This window comes from Flavimobilis sp. BM9, from assembly GCF_058313055.1.
Genome location: NZ_JBZEMO010000005.1, coordinates 115,347 through 133,132, shown reverse-complemented (window position 1 = coordinate 133,132; position 17,786 = coordinate 115,347). Strand labels below are relative to the sequence as shown.

At 71.6% G+C, this 17,786-nt stretch carries 12 protein-coding genes and 1 tRNA gene; all 13 read right to left on the bottom strand.

The window, feature by feature from the left end; genetic code table 11:
* Positions 1-13: 13 nt before the first annotated feature.
* The 13 genes from AC4F3Q_RS10195 to AC4F3Q_RS10135 all read right to left on the bottom strand — a co-directional run bounded on the left by AC4F3Q_RS10195 (position 14) and on the right by AC4F3Q_RS10135 (position 17,759).
* The gene (locus AC4F3Q_RS10195) at positions 14-1,003 is read right to left on the bottom strand and encodes an aldo/keto reductase (RefSeq protein ID WP_491039865.1); all 990 of its coding nucleotides are present in this window, start codon (positions 1,001-1,003) and stop codon (positions 14-16) included.
* Positions 1,004-1,093: 90 nt separating this feature from the next.
* Positions 1,094-1,167, bottom strand: a tRNA-Leu gene (locus AC4F3Q_RS10190).
* 77 nt (positions 1,168-1,244) lie between these two features.
* Complete coding sequence (locus AC4F3Q_RS10185) at positions 1,245-2,681, bottom strand: NAD(P)/FAD-dependent oxidoreductase (protein ID WP_491039864.1); 1,437 nt, start codon at positions 2,679-2,681, stop codon at positions 1,245-1,247.
* 76 nt (positions 2,682-2,757) lie between these two features.
* Positions 2,758-3,975 (bottom strand): acyltransferase family protein, encoded by a 1,218-nt coding sequence (locus AC4F3Q_RS10180; protein WP_491039863.1) that lies wholly within the window; start codon positions 3,973-3,975, stop codon positions 2,758-2,760.
* A complete protein-coding gene (locus tag AC4F3Q_RS10175; RefSeq protein WP_491039862.1) occupies positions 3,968-4,921 on the bottom strand; it encodes a Ppx/GppA phosphatase family protein in 954 nt (317 codons plus the stop codon). The genes AC4F3Q_RS10180 and AC4F3Q_RS10175 overlap by 8 nt, the downstream gene beginning before the upstream one ends.
* A gap of 70 nt (positions 4,922-4,991) precedes the next feature.
* The gene (locus tag AC4F3Q_RS10170; RefSeq protein WP_491039861.1) at positions 4,992-5,573 is read right to left on the bottom strand and encodes a DUF501 domain-containing protein; all 582 of its coding nucleotides are present in this window, start codon (positions 5,571-5,573) and stop codon (positions 4,992-4,994) included.
* Positions 5,574-5,595: 22 nt separating this feature from the next.
* On the bottom strand, positions 5,596-6,198 hold the full coding sequence (locus AC4F3Q_RS10165) for an FtsB family cell division protein (RefSeq protein WP_491039860.1): 603 nt from the start codon (positions 6,196-6,198) through the stop codon (positions 5,596-5,598).
* A gap of 162 nt (positions 6,199-6,360) precedes the next feature.
* Positions 6,361-7,641 carry a phosphopyruvate hydratase gene (gene eno, locus AC4F3Q_RS10160; RefSeq protein ID WP_491039859.1) on the bottom strand — a complete coding sequence of 427 codons (1,281 nt, stop codon included), beginning with the start codon at positions 7,639-7,641 and terminating at the stop codon, positions 6,361-6,363.
* 164 nt (positions 7,642-7,805) lie between these two features.
* On the bottom strand, positions 7,806-9,884 hold the full coding sequence (locus tag AC4F3Q_RS10155) for a carbohydrate binding domain-containing protein (RefSeq protein WP_491039858.1): 2,079 nt from the start codon (positions 9,882-9,884) through the stop codon (positions 7,806-7,808).
* Between the two features lie 376 nt (positions 9,885-10,260).
* Entirely contained in the window at positions 10,261-11,790 is a 1,530-nt protein-coding gene (locus AC4F3Q_RS10150; RefSeq protein ID WP_491039857.1) for a sugar transferase, read from the bottom strand.
* Positions 11,791-12,145: 355 nt separating this feature from the next.
* Complete coding sequence (locus AC4F3Q_RS10145; protein WP_491039856.1) at positions 12,146-12,649, bottom strand: FAD synthase family protein; 504 nt, start codon at positions 12,647-12,649, stop codon at positions 12,146-12,148.
* Between the two features lie 103 nt (positions 12,650-12,752).
* Positions 12,753-16,376, bottom strand: a complete 3,624-nt coding sequence (gene mfd / locus AC4F3Q_RS10140) for a transcription-repair coupling factor (RefSeq protein ID WP_491039855.1) — start codon at positions 16,374-16,376, stop codon at positions 12,753-12,755.
* Between the two features lie 42 nt (positions 16,377-16,418).
* Positions 16,419-17,759 carry a hypothetical protein gene (locus AC4F3Q_RS10135; protein ID WP_491039854.1) on the bottom strand — a complete coding sequence of 447 codons (1,341 nt, stop codon included), beginning with the start codon at positions 17,757-17,759 and terminating at the stop codon, positions 16,419-16,421.
* Positions 17,760-17,786 lie beyond the last annotated feature (27 nt).

Sequence of the window (17,786 nt, the reverse complement as noted above, 5' to 3'; positions counted from 1 at the left end):
CTTGCCGTCCCGGTCAGCGGGCCTCCTCGAACGATGCCACGTGGGCGTCGTCGAGGACGAGGCTGCGGGCGCCGAGCGCCTCGGCGAGCTGCTCGGGCTGCGAGACCCCGACGATGGGCGCGATCCCCTGGTGGAGCAGCCACGCGAGCACGACCTGGTGGGGCGTCGCGCCGACGTCGCGGGACACGACGTCGAGCGCCTCGAGGATGTGGGCCGTGCCAGGGTGGTCGTAGGCGTCCGGGAAGGGCTTGTCGGCACGGGTGTACGCGCCCTGGACGAGCGGCGTGTACGCCCAGACGTTCATCTCGGCGTCGCGCGCGAGGTCGAGGTCGTCGGGCGTGAGGAGGCGGTGGCCCTGGTCGGGCAGGCTCGCGCCGGGCCGCGGCTGCGCGAGCGAGTGCCGCAGCTGGAGCGCAGACCACGGTTCGAGCCCTCGGGCGGTGGCGATCGTGCGGGCTCGCTCGACCCGCCACGACGCATGGTTCGCGGCGCCGACGCGCCTCGTGACACCTCGTTCGACGAGCTCACCGAACGCCTCGGCGGCCTCCTCGAGCGGCACGGCACGGTCCTCGGCGTGCGCCCACAGCAGGTCGACGTGGTCGACGCCGAGACGCTCGAGGCTGCCTGCGATGCCGCGTTCGATCGCGGCGGCGGACAAGCCCTCGGCGGACTCCGGCCACACGTGCGGGACGAGCGGGTCCTGACGCACCTTCGTCGCGATGCGGACGACGTCGCGCACGCCCGGGTTGGCGCGCAGCCACTGACCGAGCACACGCTCGCTCGCGCCGCCGACGCCCGCCGGGTCGGTCCAGAACGAGTAGCAGTTCGCGGTGTCGAGCCAGACACCACCCGCCTCTACGAACTGGTCGAGGAGTGCGAAGGCGCGTGCGGGCTCGACGAGGGTGCCGTAGTACATCGTCCCGAGGACGACGCCTGCCTCGGTCTCCCGGATCGCGGCCGGGGCGGCTGGCGTGGTCTGCTGGTCGGTTCTCGTGTTCTCCATACGAGCCATCGTCAGACCTGGAGCGCGCTCCAGGTCAAGGGGCGTCGGACGGACGATCCAGCTGTGCAGACACCGGTGCACGAAGTGGTGTGCCCCCGGTGGGACTCGAACCCACACTCGGTCGGGTTTAAGCCGACTGCCTCTGCCGGTTGGGCTACGGGGGCGTGCCACCCCGGGCGGCACCGCCCGAGCATAGCGAGAGGGGACGGCCCGCCGGGCCGTCCCCTCTCGCTGTGCGTGACTACTTGCCGTGCGACGTCACCGCGGAGTCCGGCGCGGCATCGGGCTTGGGCTTCGGTGCTGCCGACGCGGCGCGGAAGGACGCGCGCGGGTCGTGGATCGACCCGAGCGAGATGACCTCGCGGCGCAGGAACAACGCGCCGGTCCAGCCGGCCATGATGCGGATCTTCCGGTTCCACGTCGGCATCGCCATGACGTGGTACGTGCGGTGCAGCACCCACGCGAGCGGGCCGCGGACCTTGATGCGCCCGAACATCTGGGCGACGCCCTTGTACATGCCGAGCGACGCGACGGCGCCGACGTTCTTGTGGCTGTACTCGGTCGGCTCCGCGCTGCGCAGCACCTTGGCGAGGTTGTCACCGAGGTGGTTCGCCTGGCGGATCGCGTGCTGGGCGTTCGGCGGGCAGAACATGCCCGCGTTGAGCAGGTCCGGGACGGCGGCGCAGTCGCCGGCGGCCCAGGCGTCGGGCACGACCGCGCCCTCGGCGTCGACGATCTGGAGCGTCGGCAGGCAGGTCACGCGACCGAGCTTGTCGAGCGGCAGGTCGGAGTCCTGGAGGACCGGGTTGGCCTTGACGCCCGCGGTCCACACGATCGTGTCGGCGTCGAACTCGACCTTGTTGGACAGCACGACGTGCCCGTCCTCGCACGAGCTCAGGAACGTCGACAGGTGGATCTCGATGTTGCGCTTGCGCAGCACCTCGAGCGTGTAGCCGCCGAGCTCCTCGGAGACCTCCGGGAGGATGCGGGGCGAGCCCTCGACGAGCACGAAGCGCAGGTCCGCGGCGTCGAGCTCGGGGTAGTACTTGACCGCGGCGCGAGCCATGTCCTCGACCTCGCCGAGCGCCTCGATACCGGCGAAGCCGCCACCGACGAAGACGAACGTGAGCATGCGCTTGCGCGCCTCAGGGTCCCAGGTGGACGACGCGACGTCGATCCGGTTGAGCACCTGGTTGCGGACGGCGATGGCCTCCTCGACCGTCTTGAAGCCGATCGCCTGCTCTGCGAGGCCCGGGATGGGGAGCGTGCGGGCGACCGAGCCGAGACCGACGATGAGGTGGTCGTAGGTGATCGAGTACGCCTCGCCACCCTCAGGCTGGATCGTGACCTTGCGGTCGGCGTGCGCGATACCCGTGACCATGCCCTGGAGCAGGTCGACGTTCCGCAGGGCGCGGCGCAGCGGCGCGACGACGTGACGGCCGTCGATCGAACCGGCGGCAGCCTCCGGGAGGAACGGCGCGTAGGTCATGTAAGGACGCGGGTCGACGACGACGATCGCCGCCTCACGCTTCCCCAGACGCTTGCGAAGACGACGGGCGGAGTACAGGCCGACCGAGCCACCGCCGAGGACGACGATGCGCGGGACCTTGCGGGGCTTCGGCTGGGCCGTTGCCTGGTTCTGGGCAGCGTCCACCGAGGACAGATCATTCTGGGGCATGAGGTCATGCTAATACGGGCTCAGAGCCTCGCATCCGTCACGTCCGTCACACGGGATCACCACGGGTGCGGCAAGGTCAGCCGGCCACCCGGACCGCGCGCCGCTGGTCCCACGCTCTGCGCAGGCGCCTCTCCGCGGGGCGCTCGACCGCCGCGTGCAGCGCCCACGCCGCAGCCAGCGACAGCACCAGGGCGAGCGCCCCGACGAGCACCCCGACGGGGCCGCGGTGCGGACCGAGCACGGCCACCATGAGATAGATCACGGTCGCGTGCACGAGGTAGAAGGCGAACGACCACTCGCCGAGCCTGACGATCGCGGGCCGGCCCAGGGTGCTCGAGCGCCCCTCGAGCTCGCCGACCGCGACCGCGACGACGAGGGCGGCCAGCCCGACCGTCATGACCTCCTGGAGCCCGCCCGCGAGCCGCGCGTGCGCCTGCGCGGCGACGCCGCCCTCAAGGCCCGCCGCTGCGAGGAGCGTGCTGCCGCTCACGAGCCACGCACCGACCGCGCCGACGGCCGTCGCGACGAGGCCGACCCGCAGCCGCGGGCGCCACCCGAGCGCGACAGCGCGCGCGAGGGCCATCCCGAGCAGGAACTCCGTCAGACGCAGGACGGGCCACGGCAGGGCGCCGATCGTCATGCCGACCTCGCCCCCGCTCATGACGAGCACGCGGAGCAGGACGGCGATGCCGACGACGCCTCCGGCTGCCCACAGTGCCCCGCGCCGCGTGGTGCGTGCGAGAGCGCGGTCGGCGGCCGGGTGCAGCGCGTAGAAGAACGCCTCGCAAGACAACGTCCACGACGCCGGGTTGCCCGAGAAGAGCACGTTCGCGTCCCTTGACCAGCCCTGCAGGAGGAGCACCGAGAGCAGCACGATCCCGACGTCGAACGGACGAACACCGCTATGGCTGCCCTCGGCGAGGACGAGCGACGTGAACACCGGGAGCGCAAGCAGCAGGGCGACCAGGTGCGCCGGGTAGATCCGTGCGACACGACGCCACCAGAACGTCCGGGCGTCTGGTGGGGCGAACCCGGGGACAGCCCGTCCCGACGACCAGGTCAGCACGAATCCCGAGAGGACGAAGAAGAACGTCACACCGTGCGTGCCGAGGGTCAGGGTGCGCGCGAGCGTCGGCGGCAGGACGACGAGCTGGCCGACGTGGTGCACGAAGACGGCGAACGCAGCCCACCAACGCAGGCCGGTGAGCGCATCGAGACGAGCCGGACGGCTCGCGGGCCGGACGGGCACCCCGGTGGGGGCGCCCGTCGTGCGGAGTCCTCCCCCGTCAGCCACGACCTGCGGCGCTGAGAGCGATGCCGTCGAGGATGTCGTGCTCGCTCGTGACGACCGACGTGAGGGTGCCGCCGCGCTCCGCGACCTCGTCGCGCACGCGCGCGACGACCTCCGACCAGACGAGAGCACCAGCCGCGATGACGTCGACACGGCCGGGGTGCATGAAGCCGAGCGCGGCGCGCTCGTCGCGCGTCATGTGCACGAGGCTGTCGCACGCCGCGAGGACCTCCTCGACGGGGAGGACCGCACCGTTGATCTTGTCGCGGTCGTAGGCGGGAAGCCCGAGCGCGTGGGCGGTCACCGTCGTGACCGAGCCGGCGAGGCCGACGAGGGTGACGGCCTGCCCCAGGTCGACCGTCTGCTGGGCCTTGTCGAGCGCAGCGCGGACGTCGGCGCGGGCACTGTCCTCCTGCTCGCGGCTGGGCGGGTCGTCGTTCAGGTGGCGCTCGGTCATGCGGACACAGCCGACGTCCATCGAGTGCGCGGCGTCCGGCGTCGTCGTGCCGAGCACGATCTCGGTCGAGCCGCCGCCGAGATCGACGACGACGAACGGACCGTCGTACGCAGACCCGAGCACGCTCGTCGCGCCCGCGAAGGAAAGCTCGGCCTCCTCGTCGCCCGCGACGACCTCGGGCTCGACGCCGAGGATCTTGCGGACGCCGTCGACGAACTCCTGGCGGTTGCGCGCGTCGCGCGTCGCCGACGTCGCGACGAAGCGCACGCGCTCGGCGCCCAGCTCGGCGATCGTCGCGGCGTACTCGCGCGTCATCTCGAGGGTGCGGGCCAGCGCCTCCGGGGCGAGCTCGCCCGTGCGGTCCACCCCCTGCCCGAGCCGGACGACCTCCATGCGGCGCACGAGGTCGGTCAGCGAGCCGTCCGGCGCCACGTCGGCGACGAGGAGGCGGATGGAGTTGGTCCCACAGTCGATGGCAGCTACGCGAGTCACGCGGAACATCCTCGCACCTGTCTCCGACGCTGCGTGCAGGACGGTCCGTCCCCGGCGCCGGTCCAGCGGGTCAGCAGAAGCAGCGGTCGCGGTTCCAGGTGTCGCGGATCATCTCGAGCGCCTCGTCACCGAGCGGCTGCACGCCGGGCCCCGCGGCGAGGGCGTGCCCGATGAGGACGTGCAGGCACTTCACGCGCGTCGGCATGCCACCCGCCGAGATCCCGTCGATCTCGTCGACGTGGCCAAGGGCCTCGCGCTGCGCGAGGTAGTGCTCGTGCGCGCGGCGGTAGGCCGCGGCGAGCTCCTCGTCCTGGACGAGCCGCTCGGACATCTCCTTCATCACGCCGTTCGCCTCGAGCGTGCTCGCGGCCGCGACGAGCACCGGGTGCGTGAGGTAGTACGTCGTCGGGAACGGCGTGCCGTCGTCGAGCCGAGGTGCGGTCCTCACGACGAGCGGGCGGCCGCAGCGGCAGCGCGCCGCGATCTCGACGACGCCGCGCGCAGGCCGACCGAGCTGCTCGGCCACGACCGCGAGGTCGCCCTCGGTCGCTGTCTCGTCGTGCCCGAGGAGGGCGGTCGGGTCGTCGGCGGCAGGGCTCGCCGCAGGCTGGTCGTTCACGGGACTCCGTCGGTCGGGAGAAGGATGGGGCATCCCATTGTCGCGCACGCGCGGCTCAGGGTGCGCCGGGCTGGTCCTCGGGGTCGACGACGACGTCGCCGGCGACCTCGAACGAGTTCCAGATCGTCGAGTACCAGGGGGTGTCGGCAAACCCGACGTCCACGGGCCCGTCGTTCTCGGGCTTGCCCGTCCCCGGGTTGACCGCGGCCTCGACCGTCTCGGGGTCCAGGACGCGGTACGCCGTCTCTCCCGGGTAGACGAAGGCGAGGCGCTCGCGCGCCTGCGACGCGACGTACGCGTCGTCCGCCCAGCGGCGGCGCTGATACTCGAGCTCGGAGTTGCGGTCGGTCGCGGCCGCGACCTGGTCGCGCAACGCCTGGAGGTGGGCCGCCTGGGAGAAGTACGCGCGCACGGTCGGGAAGAGCATGACGAACGCGAGCATGACGACGATCGCGAGCGCCGCGGACCGCATCGTCAGGACGCGCGGCCACGACGACCGCGGGCGCTCCGGGGCCGCTGAGGGCGTCCGTGCGGACCGGGCCTCGCGTCCTGCGGGTCGCGAGGACGCAGGACGGCCCCCGTCGTTCCGCTGGGCGCGCGGCTTCGCGCCGCCAGCCCGCACAGGGCTGACGGGCGTCACGGGGCGCCGAGCAGACATGTCTCCATCCTCGCCCGTCGACGGCGTGAAACGGGTCAGCGACTCTCGGCGCCCCGGCTGCGGAGGTGCTTCCTTCACCGAGCCCTCACGGGCCCGGGGACGCCGGAGGCCGGCTCCCTCGCGGGAACCGGCCTCCGGTCGAGCTGTCGCTCTAGGCGAGCGTCACGCCTTCCAGCGCGGGAACGCCGAGGCGCCCGCGTAGGTAGCAGCAGCGCCGAGGTTGTCCTCGATGCGCAGCAGCTGGTTGTACTTGTTGATGCGCTCGCCACGGGCGGGGGCACCGGTCTTGATCTGGCCCGCGTTGACCGCGACGGACAGGTCCGCGATCGTCACGTCCTCGGTCTCGCCCGAGCGGTGCGACACCATCGCGGTGAAGCCGGCACGCTGCGCGAGCTGGACGGCCTCGAGGGTCTCGGTGAGCGAGCCGATCTGGTTGAGCTTGACCAGGAGCGAGTTGGCCGACTTGAGCTCGATGCCCTTGGCGAGACGCTCCGGGTTGGTGACGAACAGGTCGTCGCCGACGATCTGGACCTTGTCGCCCACAGCCTCGACGAGGGCGGACCAGTCGGCCCACTCGTCCTCGGACAGCGGGTCCTCGATGGAGACGAGCGGGTAGTCCGCGACGAGCTGCGCGTAGTACTCGATCATCTCGGCGCCGGTCTTCGTGCCACCCTCGAAGTGGTACACGCCGTCCTTGAAGAACTCGGTCGACGCGACGTCGAGCGCGAGGGCGACGTCGACGCCCGGCTTGTAGCCGGCCTTCTCGATCGCGACGAGGATCAGGTCGAGCGCGGCGCGGTTCGACGGCAGGTTCGGCGCGAAGCCGCCCTCGTCGCCGAGGCCGGTGGCCAGGCCCTCGCTCTTGAGGACGGACTTGAGGGAGTGGTAGACCTCTGCGCCCATGCGCAGGGCCTCCTTGAAGCTCGAGGCGCCGATCGGGGCGACCATGAACTCCTGGATGTCGACGTTCGAGTCAGCGTGCGAGCCACCGTTGAGGATGTTCATCATCGGGACGGGCAGGACGTGGGCGTTCGGGCCGCCGACGTACTGGAAGAGCTCGAGGCCGGCCGACTCGGCAGCGGCCTTCGCGACGGCGAGCGAGACGCCGAGGATCGCGTTGGCGCCGAGCTTGCCCTTGTTGGGGGTGCCGTCGAGCTCGAGCAGGCGAGCGTCGATCGCGCGCTGGTCGCCCGCGTCGAAGCCGATGAGCTCGTCCTCGATGATGTCGTTGACGGCGTCGACAGCGTCCTGGACGCCCTTGCCGAGGTAGCGGCCCTTGTCGCCGTCACGGCGCTCGACTGCTTCGAAGGCGCCGGTGGAGGCACCGGACGGGACGCCAGCACGCGCGAACGTGCCGTCCTCGAGGACGACCTCGACCTCGACGGTCGGGTTGCCACGGGAGTCGAGGATCTCGCGGGCGTGCACGGCTTCGATGATGGCCACAGAAACTCCTTGAGAAGACTTGGTGGTTGTCGTCTCAATCCTAGGACCTCCCCGGCGTTCCCGTAGACCGTCTTTCGTCCTATGACCGGCCGCTCCGGCGCAGGGCTGCGGGCCCGGGGCGGTCGTCGCCCCGGGCCCGCAGCCGTCGTCCTGCGCCGCTCACCTCACGGGCAGGGACTCGTCGCGGAGACCTGTCCGCTGTCGACGCGGGCGACCGCGCCGGTCAGCGTGTAGTCGCGCGAGCCGTTGTTGTCCCACGTCCCGCCGCCGTCGTTGAAGGCTGCGACGACGGGCTGCCCGCCGGACGCGACGGTGTGGCGGACCCAGCCCGAGCACGCGGGCGCCATCGTGACGCCAGGTGCGACCGTCCACGATCCGGACCCGACCTTGTAGTGGATCTTCGTCGTGGCCCAGCGCGCCGGGTAGTAGACGGTCGTCGACGTCGCGGAGGCCTGGCACGGGTCGCCCGCACGCACCGCGCCGTTCTCGACGATCACCGACGCCCCGCTCAGGGTGTAGTCGCGCGAGCCGTTGTTGTCCCACGTCCCGGACCCGTTGTTGAACGCGGCCGTGGCGGTCGTGGCCGAGCCGAGGTCGAGGTCGAGCTTGACGTAGCCCGTGCACGCGGGTGTCATGGCCCGGCCCGGGGCTGTCGTCCACGCGCCCGACCCGACCCGGTAGTGGATGTTCGTCGTGCTCCACGACGTGCGGTAGAACACGGTCGTCCGGTTCGTGCCCGGCTCCCCCGGGTCGACGGGCGTCGACGAGCCGACGGCGAGGGCGAGGGCCCCGTACTGCGGGACCGTCGCAGTGAACCGGCCCGACGAGTCGACCGTGTACCGGGTGCCCGTCGCGGAGACGAGGTCCGTGTACTCCCCGGCCGGGAGCGACGTCTGGTAGGTGCGCGTCACGGCGCTGGCGCTGTTGTTGATGGTGACGTAGCCCTTGGCGCCGCGGCCGAACGCGATGTGGTTGGAGCCGTCGTCCCACCAGTTCGTGACCGCGGTGCCGGTCACGGCGTTGCGGAACTTGACCATGCCCTTGATCTCGGGCTTGCGCTGCATGCACGTCCACACTGCGGTGTTCGAGCAGCTCGCGTCCGGGACGCGCGTCGCGGTCGAACCGGGGACGCCCGCGTCGCGGGACGTGAACTTGTAGCCGGAGTAGACGGTCGGCCACCCGTAGGGGTAGGCGAGCATGAACACGTTGCCGAGGAGGTACTTCTGCCCCCACTGGTAGTTCATGGTGCCGTGGCCGTCACGCTCGGTGTCGTGGTTGTCGACGAAGACACCCGCGCGGTCAGAGGGCAGCAGCCCGTTGGTGATCCCGCGGATCCCGGCGATCGAGCCGTCCATGTAGCCCTTGAGGTTCCGCGCGTACTGGAACTCGTGCGAGTCGCCCGAGCCGAGGTACTCCGACGGCTGGATCGGTTCGCCGGCCGACCCGATCACCTCGTGGACCCAGAAGACGTTCGGGTTCGTGAGCCTCGACTTGATCGCCTCGAGGTCGGCGGCGGGGATGTGCTTGGAGGCGTCCATCCGGAAGCCGGCGACGCCGAGGCTCAGGAGGTCGTTGAGATAGCCAGCGATGCGGTCCCGCACGGCGTTCGAGCCGGTGCGCAGGTCCTGGAGGGAGACGAGCCGGCAGTTCTGGACCTGGTAGCGGTCGCCATAGTTGGAGATGTTCGAGCGGCAGTCGTTGAAGCTGCTCCCGTCGTAGAGCCCGGGGAAGTAGTCGACGCCGAAGGCGCTGCCGCCGGTTCCCGTGCCTGAGCCAGCGTCGGCGCCCGTCATGTGGTTGATGACCGCGTCGGCGATGATGCCGACCCCGGCCGCCCGGCACGTGTCGACCATGTTCTTGAACTCGGCGCGCGTCCCGAGCTTGCTCTCGAGGCGGTAGCTGACCGGCTGGTACGACGTCCACCAGCTCGTGCCCTGGATGTGCTCCTGGGGCGGCGAGACCTGGACGTACGCGAAGCCGGCTGGACCGATCGTCGACGTGCACTCGGCGGCCACCGAGCTCCACGTCCACTGGAACAGGTTGAGGGCGGTGCTGCCGCGTCCAGGGACCTCGGGGGCGGCGAGCGCGACGGGCGCGGCGGGGACCGTCGCAGGTGCGGGAGCGGCGACGGCGCTGCTCGCGACACTGGCTCCGGCGAGCAGGGCGGCGCTCGCGGCGATCGCGAGCGCCTTGGACCGCACGGACGACGGCGTTGTCGTGGTGGTGCTACTTCTGCTGAGCATCAAGCTGCCTCTCACGGGGAAAAGGGCGCGCTCTCGTGGGCGAATCGTTCGTCCTTGAGCGACCCGTGCGATGCCGCTCCTCCCAGGCGACAGCCTGCGTGGGCAGGCCCGTCCACCGTGGCACGCCAGCAACGCCTCTGCAACAGTTCCGACCGTTTGCAGACCAGAAGCCTTCCACTAGCCTGGGTGACACAACCCCATCGAGGGCGATGGCGAGATCGTGCGGCTCGAACGCCTGCAACGTTGCAGCAACGCGCCGTGCTCACGCCTGCCCTCCCACCGACGTCCCACATCCTCCCGGTGGGCGAGAGCCCGGCCGCGCCCCCTCACGAGGGAGCGCGGCCGGGCTCTTGTCGAGCCGATCGGGGGGGGCGGCTCAGTAGGCTCCCTCGTGCGCGAACACGGCTCTCGCCGTGCGCAGGAGGATGAGCAGGTCACCAGCGATGGTCCAGTTCTCGACGTAGTAGAGGTCCTTGCGCAAGCCCTCGTCCCAGGACAGGTCGGACCGGCCGCTGACCTGCCAGAGCCCGGTCAGGCCAGGCTTGACGAGCATCCGCCTCGGCGCGTACCCGTCGTAGAGCGCCACCTCGGACGGCAGCGGCGGACGCGGCCCCACGAGGCTCATCTCGCCCCTCAGCACGTTGAAGAGCTGCGGGAGTTCGTCGAGCGAGTAACGTCGCAGCACGCGACCGAACGGCGTCACACGAGGGTCGTCCTTGAGCTTGAACAGCACGCCGTTGCCCTCGTTCTCACCCTCGAGGACGGCACGCTCCGCATCGGCACCCACGCGCATCGAACGGAACTTGATCATCCGGAACGTCTTGCCGTCCCGACCCACGCGCTCCTGCCGGTAGAGCGCCGGGCCCGCGCTCGTCAGGCGGATCACGAGCGCGATCACGAGCATCGGTACCGAGAGCAGGAGCACGATGGCGAGCGACACGACCCAGTCGAGGACAGCCTTGACGACGTAGCGCACACCCGTGAACTGCGGCGCGTCGACGTGCACGAGCGACAGTCCCTCAGCCGGGCTCAGCACCATGCGCGGCCCAGCGACGTCGACGAGACCCGGCGCCACGATCAGGTCGGTGCCGGTCGACTCCAGCCGGTAGCCGATGTCCCGCACGACGCTCGAGTTGATGTGGTCGGCGCCGACGACCGCGACGGCGTCCGCCCGGACCCGGGTGACGGTGTGCGGCACGTCGAGGACGTCACCGAGGACCGGGACGTCACCCAGCCACTCCCCCTCGAGCGGGTCCCCGTCGGGCACGCACGCCCCGACGACGACGTACCCGGCGAGCGGGCGCGCGGCGATCTCGCGCGCGAGCTCCGCCACACCCGACCGCGAGCCGGTCAGGACGATGCGGGACAGCGCCCGGCCGCGTCGCCGCAGCCGCTTGAGGTAGACGCGCGCCCCGTACCTGCCGACGAGCAGGAGGGCCGTGCCGAGCGGGATCGCGACCGCGACGTACTCGCGCGGCAGGTCCACCTCGGCGACGTAGGCCGCGAGCGCGACCGCTGCGAACACGTGCCACGTCGCCCGCCACACGCGGCCGTACTCCTCGACCCCGATCCCGACGATCCGCCGGTCTCGCGACCGTTCGGCCGCGAGGCTGGCGAGCCAGAGCGTCACGAGGACGAGGCCGACGACGTAGGCGCGGGGCTGGGCCTGGTCCGCAGACGGGAGCGACAGCAGGAGCGCGGTCGCTGTGGCGAGGAGGATCGCAGCGAGGTCGGTCACCAGCACGAGCGACGAGTAGCGCGTGGGCCAGCTGATCGACGGGAACACCCGGCGGACCGGGGCGCTGCTCGTGGCCGTGCGCGTCGGCTGCTCGGACGTGGAGACCGGCTCCGGTCGAGCCGGCGCCGGTGCGGGCACCGGTGCTGGCGCGGGCGCAGGCTGCGCCACCGTCCTTGTCCTGCCCCTGAATGTCGCCTCTGCGGTCACAGCTCCCCCACTGCTCAGATCTGTCTCTCCTCGGTGGCGGCGGAGTCTTCCGCCGCGTCGGGCGGGCTCGGTGCCCCGTCCGTCTCCTTGTCGCCCCCGCGACATGAGGAGAATCTCTCCGGACGACCCCAGGACCTTCAGCCCTGGCTCGTTCCTGCTTTGAAAACTACCGACGTGACCAGCGACGAGACAGGTCTCGGAGAGGCGACGCGAGGGTGATCGTCGGCGCGCGGCGGGCGATGCTCAGGGTGGCCGGAGGTGACCCTCGCCAGATCGTGTATCTCCAGGCTGCAGGCCCGCATGCGCGGTACCTGGCTCAGCTCTCGAGAACGAGCGTCTCCAGGTCCTCGCTCGGCGACTCCAGGAGCGTCAGCGCACGACGCAGCTTCGTGCTCGACGTGTGCACCGTGTACGGGAAGTAGACGACCTGGACGCCCACCGCGGCGAAGCGCCGCTCGAGCTCGTCGCCCTTCGGCGTGCCACGCCAGTCGTCGCCCTTGAAGAAGACGTCGAACGAGCACCGGCGCCACGTCTCGAGCTTGTCCGGCTGCGTCTCGATGAAGACCTCGTCGACGTAACCGATGTGGCTGACGATCTCAGCACGCTCGTGCACCGGCACGACCGGCCTGCGCCCTTTGGCGCGCTCGAGCATGTCGTCATCGACGACGCCGGCGATCAGGTAGTCGCAGTGCGCTGCAGCCTGCCGCAGGACGTTGAGATGCCCGACGTGGAACAGGTCCCACGCCCCCGGGGCGTAGCCGACCACCCCCGCGCCCCTCGCAGGGCGCGCGCCGCGCCCTCCTGCCGTCCCTGTCACCATGCTCCCCCGTCGTGTCGCGCCGCTGCGATCGCGGCACCTCAACGCTAGGAGCGGGGACGGAGCAGCAGACACCCCTGGCGGGGTGGCCCCCCGGGTGATTCGCTCAGCGAGACGAGCCCGCCGCGCCCGACGTCCCGACCCCCGCCGCGGCAGAGACAGACCCGCCGATCACGGCTTCGATCAGCTCCGTCGCCCACGCGAGCACCTCAGCACCGCGCAACGGACGGCCTCCGATGCGCGCCGTCGTCGGGAACGGCACGAGGACCGCCCGGATCGCCGGCTTGAGCACCGTCCCCGGGTACAGGCGCTTGAGGCGCAGCTGCGCCGACTCCGGCAGGTCCACCGGCGCGAACCGCACGAACTTGCCCTGCGCCGTGACGTCGCTCAACCCCGCCGCGCGCGCATGGTTGCGGAACGCCGCGACGTCGAACAGCGCCGAGACGACCTCGGGGAGAGCGCCGTACCGGTCGACGAGCTCCGCACGCACCTCGTCGAGCGCCGCCGAGGTCTGCGCGGCCGCGATCTTCTGGTACGCCTCGAGACGCAGGCGCTCGTGCGCGATGTAGTCGTGCGGGACGTGCGCATCGACCGGGAGCTCGATCGTGACCTCGGGAGCCTCCTCCTCCGCGTCCCCGCGGTAGGCGGCGACCGCCTCGCCGACCATGCGCACGTACAGGTCGAAGCCGACGCCCTGGATGTGCCCGGACTGCTCGCCGCCGAGCAGGTTGCCCGCGCCACGGATCTCGAGGTCCTTCATCGCGATCTGCATGCCCGCGCCGAGGTCCGTGTGGGCAGCCATCGTCGCGAGCCGGTCGTGCGCCGTCTCCGTGAGCGGCTTCTCCGGCGGGTACAGGAAGTACGCGTACGCGCGGTCGCGGCCACGGCCCACGCGGCCGCGCAGCTGGTGGAGCTGCGACAGGCCGAGGACGTCGGCGCGCTCGAGGATGAGCGTGTTCGCGTTCGAGATGTCGAGGCCCGTCTCGATGATCGTCGTCGACACGAGCACGTCGAACTTCCGGTCCCAGAAGTCCATGATGACCTGCTCGAGCTGCGCCTCGTTCATCTTCCCGTGCGCCGTCGCGATGCGGGCCTCCGGGACGAGCTCCTGGAGACGCGCCGCCGTCTTGGAGATCGTGTCGACCTTGTTGTGGACGTAGAAGACCTGACCCTCGCGCAGCAGCTCGCGGCGGATCGCCGCGGTGATCTGCTTGTCGTCGTACGCGCCGACGTACGTCAGCACCGGGTGCCGCTCCTCGGGCGGGGTCTGCAGCGTCGACATCTCACGGATGCCCGTGACCGCCATCTCGAGCGTGCGCGGGATCGGCGTCGCCGACATCGCGAGCACGTCGACGTTCGTGCGCAGCTGCTTGAGCGTCTCCTTGTGCTCGACGCCGAAGCGCTGCTCCTCGTCGACGATCACGAGGCCGAGGTCCTTGAAGTGCACCGAGCCGGACAGGAGACGGTGCGTGCCGATCACGACGTCGACCGACCCGTCCTTGAGCCCGTCGAGCACGGTCTTCGCCTCTGCGTCCGTCTGGAAGCGTGAGAGCGCGCGCACCGTGACGGGGAACGCCGAGTAGCGCTCGCTGAACGTGTCGAAATGCTGCTGCACGAGCAGCGTCGTCGGCACGAGCACAGCGACCTGCTTGCCGTCCTGGACCGCCTTGAACGCGGCCCGCACCGCGATCTCCGTCTTGCCGTAGCCCACGTCGCCGCACACGAGGCGGTCCATCGGCACGGCCTTCTCCATGTCCGCCTTGACCTCGTCGATCGTCGCGAGCTGGTCCGGCGTCTCGACGTACGCGAACGCGTCCTCGAGCTCGCGCTGCCACGGCGTGTCCGGGCCGAACGCGTGCCCCTGCGTCGCCATGCGCGCCGAGTACAGGCGCACGAGCTCGCCCGCGATCTCCTTGACGTGCTTGCGCGCCTTCGCCTTGGTCCGTGACCAGTCGGAGCCGCCCATCTTGTTGAGCGTCGGCGCCTCGCCGCCCGTGTACTTCGTCACCAGGTCGAGCTGGTCGGTCGGCACGAACAGCCGGTCGCCCGGGTGACCGCGCTTCGACGACGCGTACTCGACGACGAGGTACTCGCGGGTCGCGGCGTTCGCGCCCGAGCCGAGCGTGCGCTGCACGAGCTCGACGAACCGCCCGACACCGTGCTGCTCGTGCACCACGTAGTCGCCTGCGCGCAGCGACAGGGGGTCGACGACGTTGCGACGCCGCGACGGCATGCGTCGCATGTCCTTCGTCGTCGCGCCCGCACGACCCGTGATGTCCTGCTCTGAGAACACCGCGAGGCGCAGCTCCTCGTCGACGAAGCCCGCGCCCACGGACGCGGTCACGACGTGGACGACGCCTCCCTCGGGCGCCGTCGGGACGTCCGCGACCAGACGAGCCGCCGTCTCCGCAGCGCCGAGCTGCTCAGCCATGCGCTTCGCCGGCCCCGCACCCTCGGTCGCGAGCACGAGCCGCCAGCCCGCGTGCTGCAGCCCACGCACGTCGTCGAGCGCACGCTCGACGTCACCGTGGTACGCGACGACGTCGCGCGCACGCATGCGCAGCGTCTCGCCGTCCGTGACGAGGTCCGCCTCCTCGGGGCCCTGCCCGAACGGGCTGAGCGTCCACCAGCCGAGCGCGCGGCGCGCGCTGATCGCCCGGAGGTCCGCGAGCGACATGAACGACGCCGCCGACAGGTCGATCGGCACGGACCCGCCCGCGGCCGCCGACGTCCACGCCGCGGCGAGGAACTCCTCGGTCGTCGACACGAGGTCGTGCGCGCGGCGCCGCACGCGCTCAGGGTCCGAGAGCACGACGAGCGACTCGTCCGCCACGAGATCGAGGACGGGGACCATGCGGTCGACGAGCGCCGGGCTGAGCGACTCCATGCCCTCGACCGCGATGCCCTGCGACATGCGGTCGAGCATCTCGGTCGCACCGGGAAGCTGCGGGATGAGCGCGGCCGCGCGCTCACGCACCTCGGGGGTCAGCAGCAGCTCGCGGCACGGCGGCGCCCACAGGCCGTGCTCCGCGATCTCCAGGCTGCGCTGGTCGGCGACCGCGAACCAGCGGATCTCCTCGACCTCCTCACCCCAGAACTCGATGCGCAGCGGGTGGTCCTCGGTCGGCGGGAACACGTCGAGGATGCCGCCGCGCACGGCGAACTCCCCGCGCCGCTCGACCATGTCGACACGCGTGTACGCCGCCGCGACGAGCTGCTCGGCGACGTCGGTCAGGTCGGCCTGCTGGCCCGCGGCGAGCTGGACGGGCTCAAGGTCGCCCAGGCCCTCGACGACCGGCTGCATGAGCGCACGGACAGGCACGACGAGCACCCGGACGGGGCCCGCGGGGCCGTGCTCGACCGTCGGGTGCGCGAGCCGGCGCAGGACAGCCAGACGGCGCGCGACCGTGTCGCTGCGCGGCGAGAGCCGCTCGTGCGGGAGCGTCTCCCACGCAGGCAGCACCGCGACGTCGTCGTGCGGGAGGTAGCAGGCGAGCGCTGCGACCAGGTCGTCAGCCTCGCGGCCCGTGGCCGTGACGACGACGAGCGGCCGTGCGCCGGGCGCGGGTGCGTCGTCCTGGCCGTGCGCACCGGAGAGGAGCGCGAGGAGCGGGGGGCGCGCCCCCGACGGCGTGACGACGTCGAGCTCTCCGCGCGCGTGCACGTGCTCGAGAGCCGCCGCGACCGCGGGATCCTGTCGCAGCAGGGAAAGGACACCGGTGAGCGACATGGGTTTCCTCGAGCATGGGGAGCGGGCGGGCGACGTCCAAGTCTACGTGCGCGGCGCGACCCTGCTCCCTGAGAGCGCGGCCCTGCGCGGCTTCGCGGGCGCGCGGCGGACGCGCGCCGCCAGGAGCGGCAGCGCGAGCCCGAGCGCGAGCGTGAAGATCGACATCGAGCTGTAGACGGGCGCGAAGAACATGTCCCACAGGCAGCGCAGCGTCAGCGCGACGACGAGACCACTCGCGACCCCGCCCGCGAGGCCGGTGACAAGACCTCGCACGAGCAGCACCGTCATGACGATGGCGAGCACCGCCCCCGCGAGTCCCATCCACGCCCACAGGTCGCCGAGCACGGAGTGCAGCTCGATGCCCCGACCGAACATGTAGCGGTGGACGTACCCGTTGTCCGGGTCGTACCCGAGCTGCGCCATGCCCCCCTTGGCCGCCCGCAGGTCGAGCCCGTTCGGGACGACGCCGAACCCGAAACCCCACGGCCGCGCCTCCACGAGCGCGAACGACGCGCCCATCTCGGGGCGCGAGCCCACGAGGAGGGACCCGGACTGCTCGATCTGCAGCGCCGAACGCTCCGCGGCGGCAGCTCCGAGCGCCCCCTCGAGCGCGAGCGCCTTGCCGAGCTGGTAGACGCCGGCGCCGAGGACCGCCAGCATGACGACCAGGCTGCGCGCGGACATCCGGCGCCGTGAGCGCCGCCGCAACGCCTGCCACAGGACGAGGGTCGCGGCCATGAGCAGCAGGCCGAACATCGACCGGCTGTCCTGGACCGCGCAGACGCCTGCGAGCACGACGAGCGCTCCCAGCTCGACGACCCACCTCCGGGTGAGCCAGGCGACCGCGAGGACGAGGACCGTCACGGGCAGGCTGTACGCGAACTTCCACGCGTTCGTCCCGGTCGGTCCCAGCGCAGCGTCGACGAGCATCCCGAGACCGAAGAACAGCGCGACCCACGCGTCGCGCCACACGGTCCGTGCCCACAGGACCGCTGCCACGCCCACGACGATGCCGACGACGTGCAGCGCCGCGTCCCGGGTCACGCTGCGGATGACCGCGTGGTCGACCTGCGCGAGCGACGCGAGCGCGAGCCCGTTGGCGAGGGCGAGCGCGCCGACCGTCAGGAGCAGGCCGGCGCCGCGGAAGCGCAGGGCCGCAGGCACGACGACGGGGAGGAGCGCGAGCGCGAGCACGGTGCCTGCGGTGAGCCCGCCGAGGACCGGGTACCAGGACCCCACGACGAGGACGAGCAGCGCGGACGTGCCCTGCGTGAGCCGCAGGCCGTGGCGCACGGCCACCTCGTCGACGTCGCTGTGCACCGGCACGCCGCGACGCGCCAGGGAGGACGCCGGGGACACCCCCGTCACCTGCCCTGCCGTCATCTCGCCTCCCCCGGCGTGCACGCGCGC

What these genes read in the sequence shown, in the direction of transcription:
- AC4F3Q_RS10145 (WP_491039856.1), bottom strand. Translation starts at nt 12,649, where the DNA reads ATGGTGACAGGGACGGCAGGAGGGCGCGGCGCGCGCCCTGCGAGGGGC.
- AC4F3Q_RS10155 (WP_491039858.1), bottom strand. Translation starts at nt 9,884, where the DNA reads ATGCTCAGCAGAAGTAGCACCACCACGACAACGCCGTCGTCCGTGCGG.
- AC4F3Q_RS10170 (WP_491039861.1), bottom strand. Translation starts at nt 5,573, where the DNA reads ATGCCCCATCCTTCTCCCGACCGACGGAGTCCCGTGAACGACCAGCCT.
- AC4F3Q_RS10135 (WP_491039854.1), bottom strand. Translation starts at nt 17,759, where the DNA reads ATGACGGCAGGGCAGGTGACGGGGGTGTCCCCGGCGTCCTCCCTGGCG.
- mfd (WP_491039855.1), bottom strand. Translation starts at nt 16,376, where the DNA reads ATGTCGCTCACCGGTGTCCTTTCCCTGCTGCGACAGGATCCCGCGGTC.
- AC4F3Q_RS10195 (WP_491039865.1), bottom strand. Translation starts at nt 1,003, where the DNA reads ATGGAGAACACGAGAACCGACCAGCAGACCACGCCAGCCGCCCCGGCC.
- AC4F3Q_RS10185 (WP_491039864.1), bottom strand. Translation starts at nt 2,681, where the DNA reads ATGCCCCAGAATGATCTGTCCTCGGTGGACGCTGCCCAGAACCAGGCA.
- AC4F3Q_RS10165 (WP_491039860.1), bottom strand. Translation starts at nt 6,198, where the DNA reads ATGTCTGCTCGGCGCCCCGTGACGCCCGTCAGCCCTGTGCGGGCTGGC.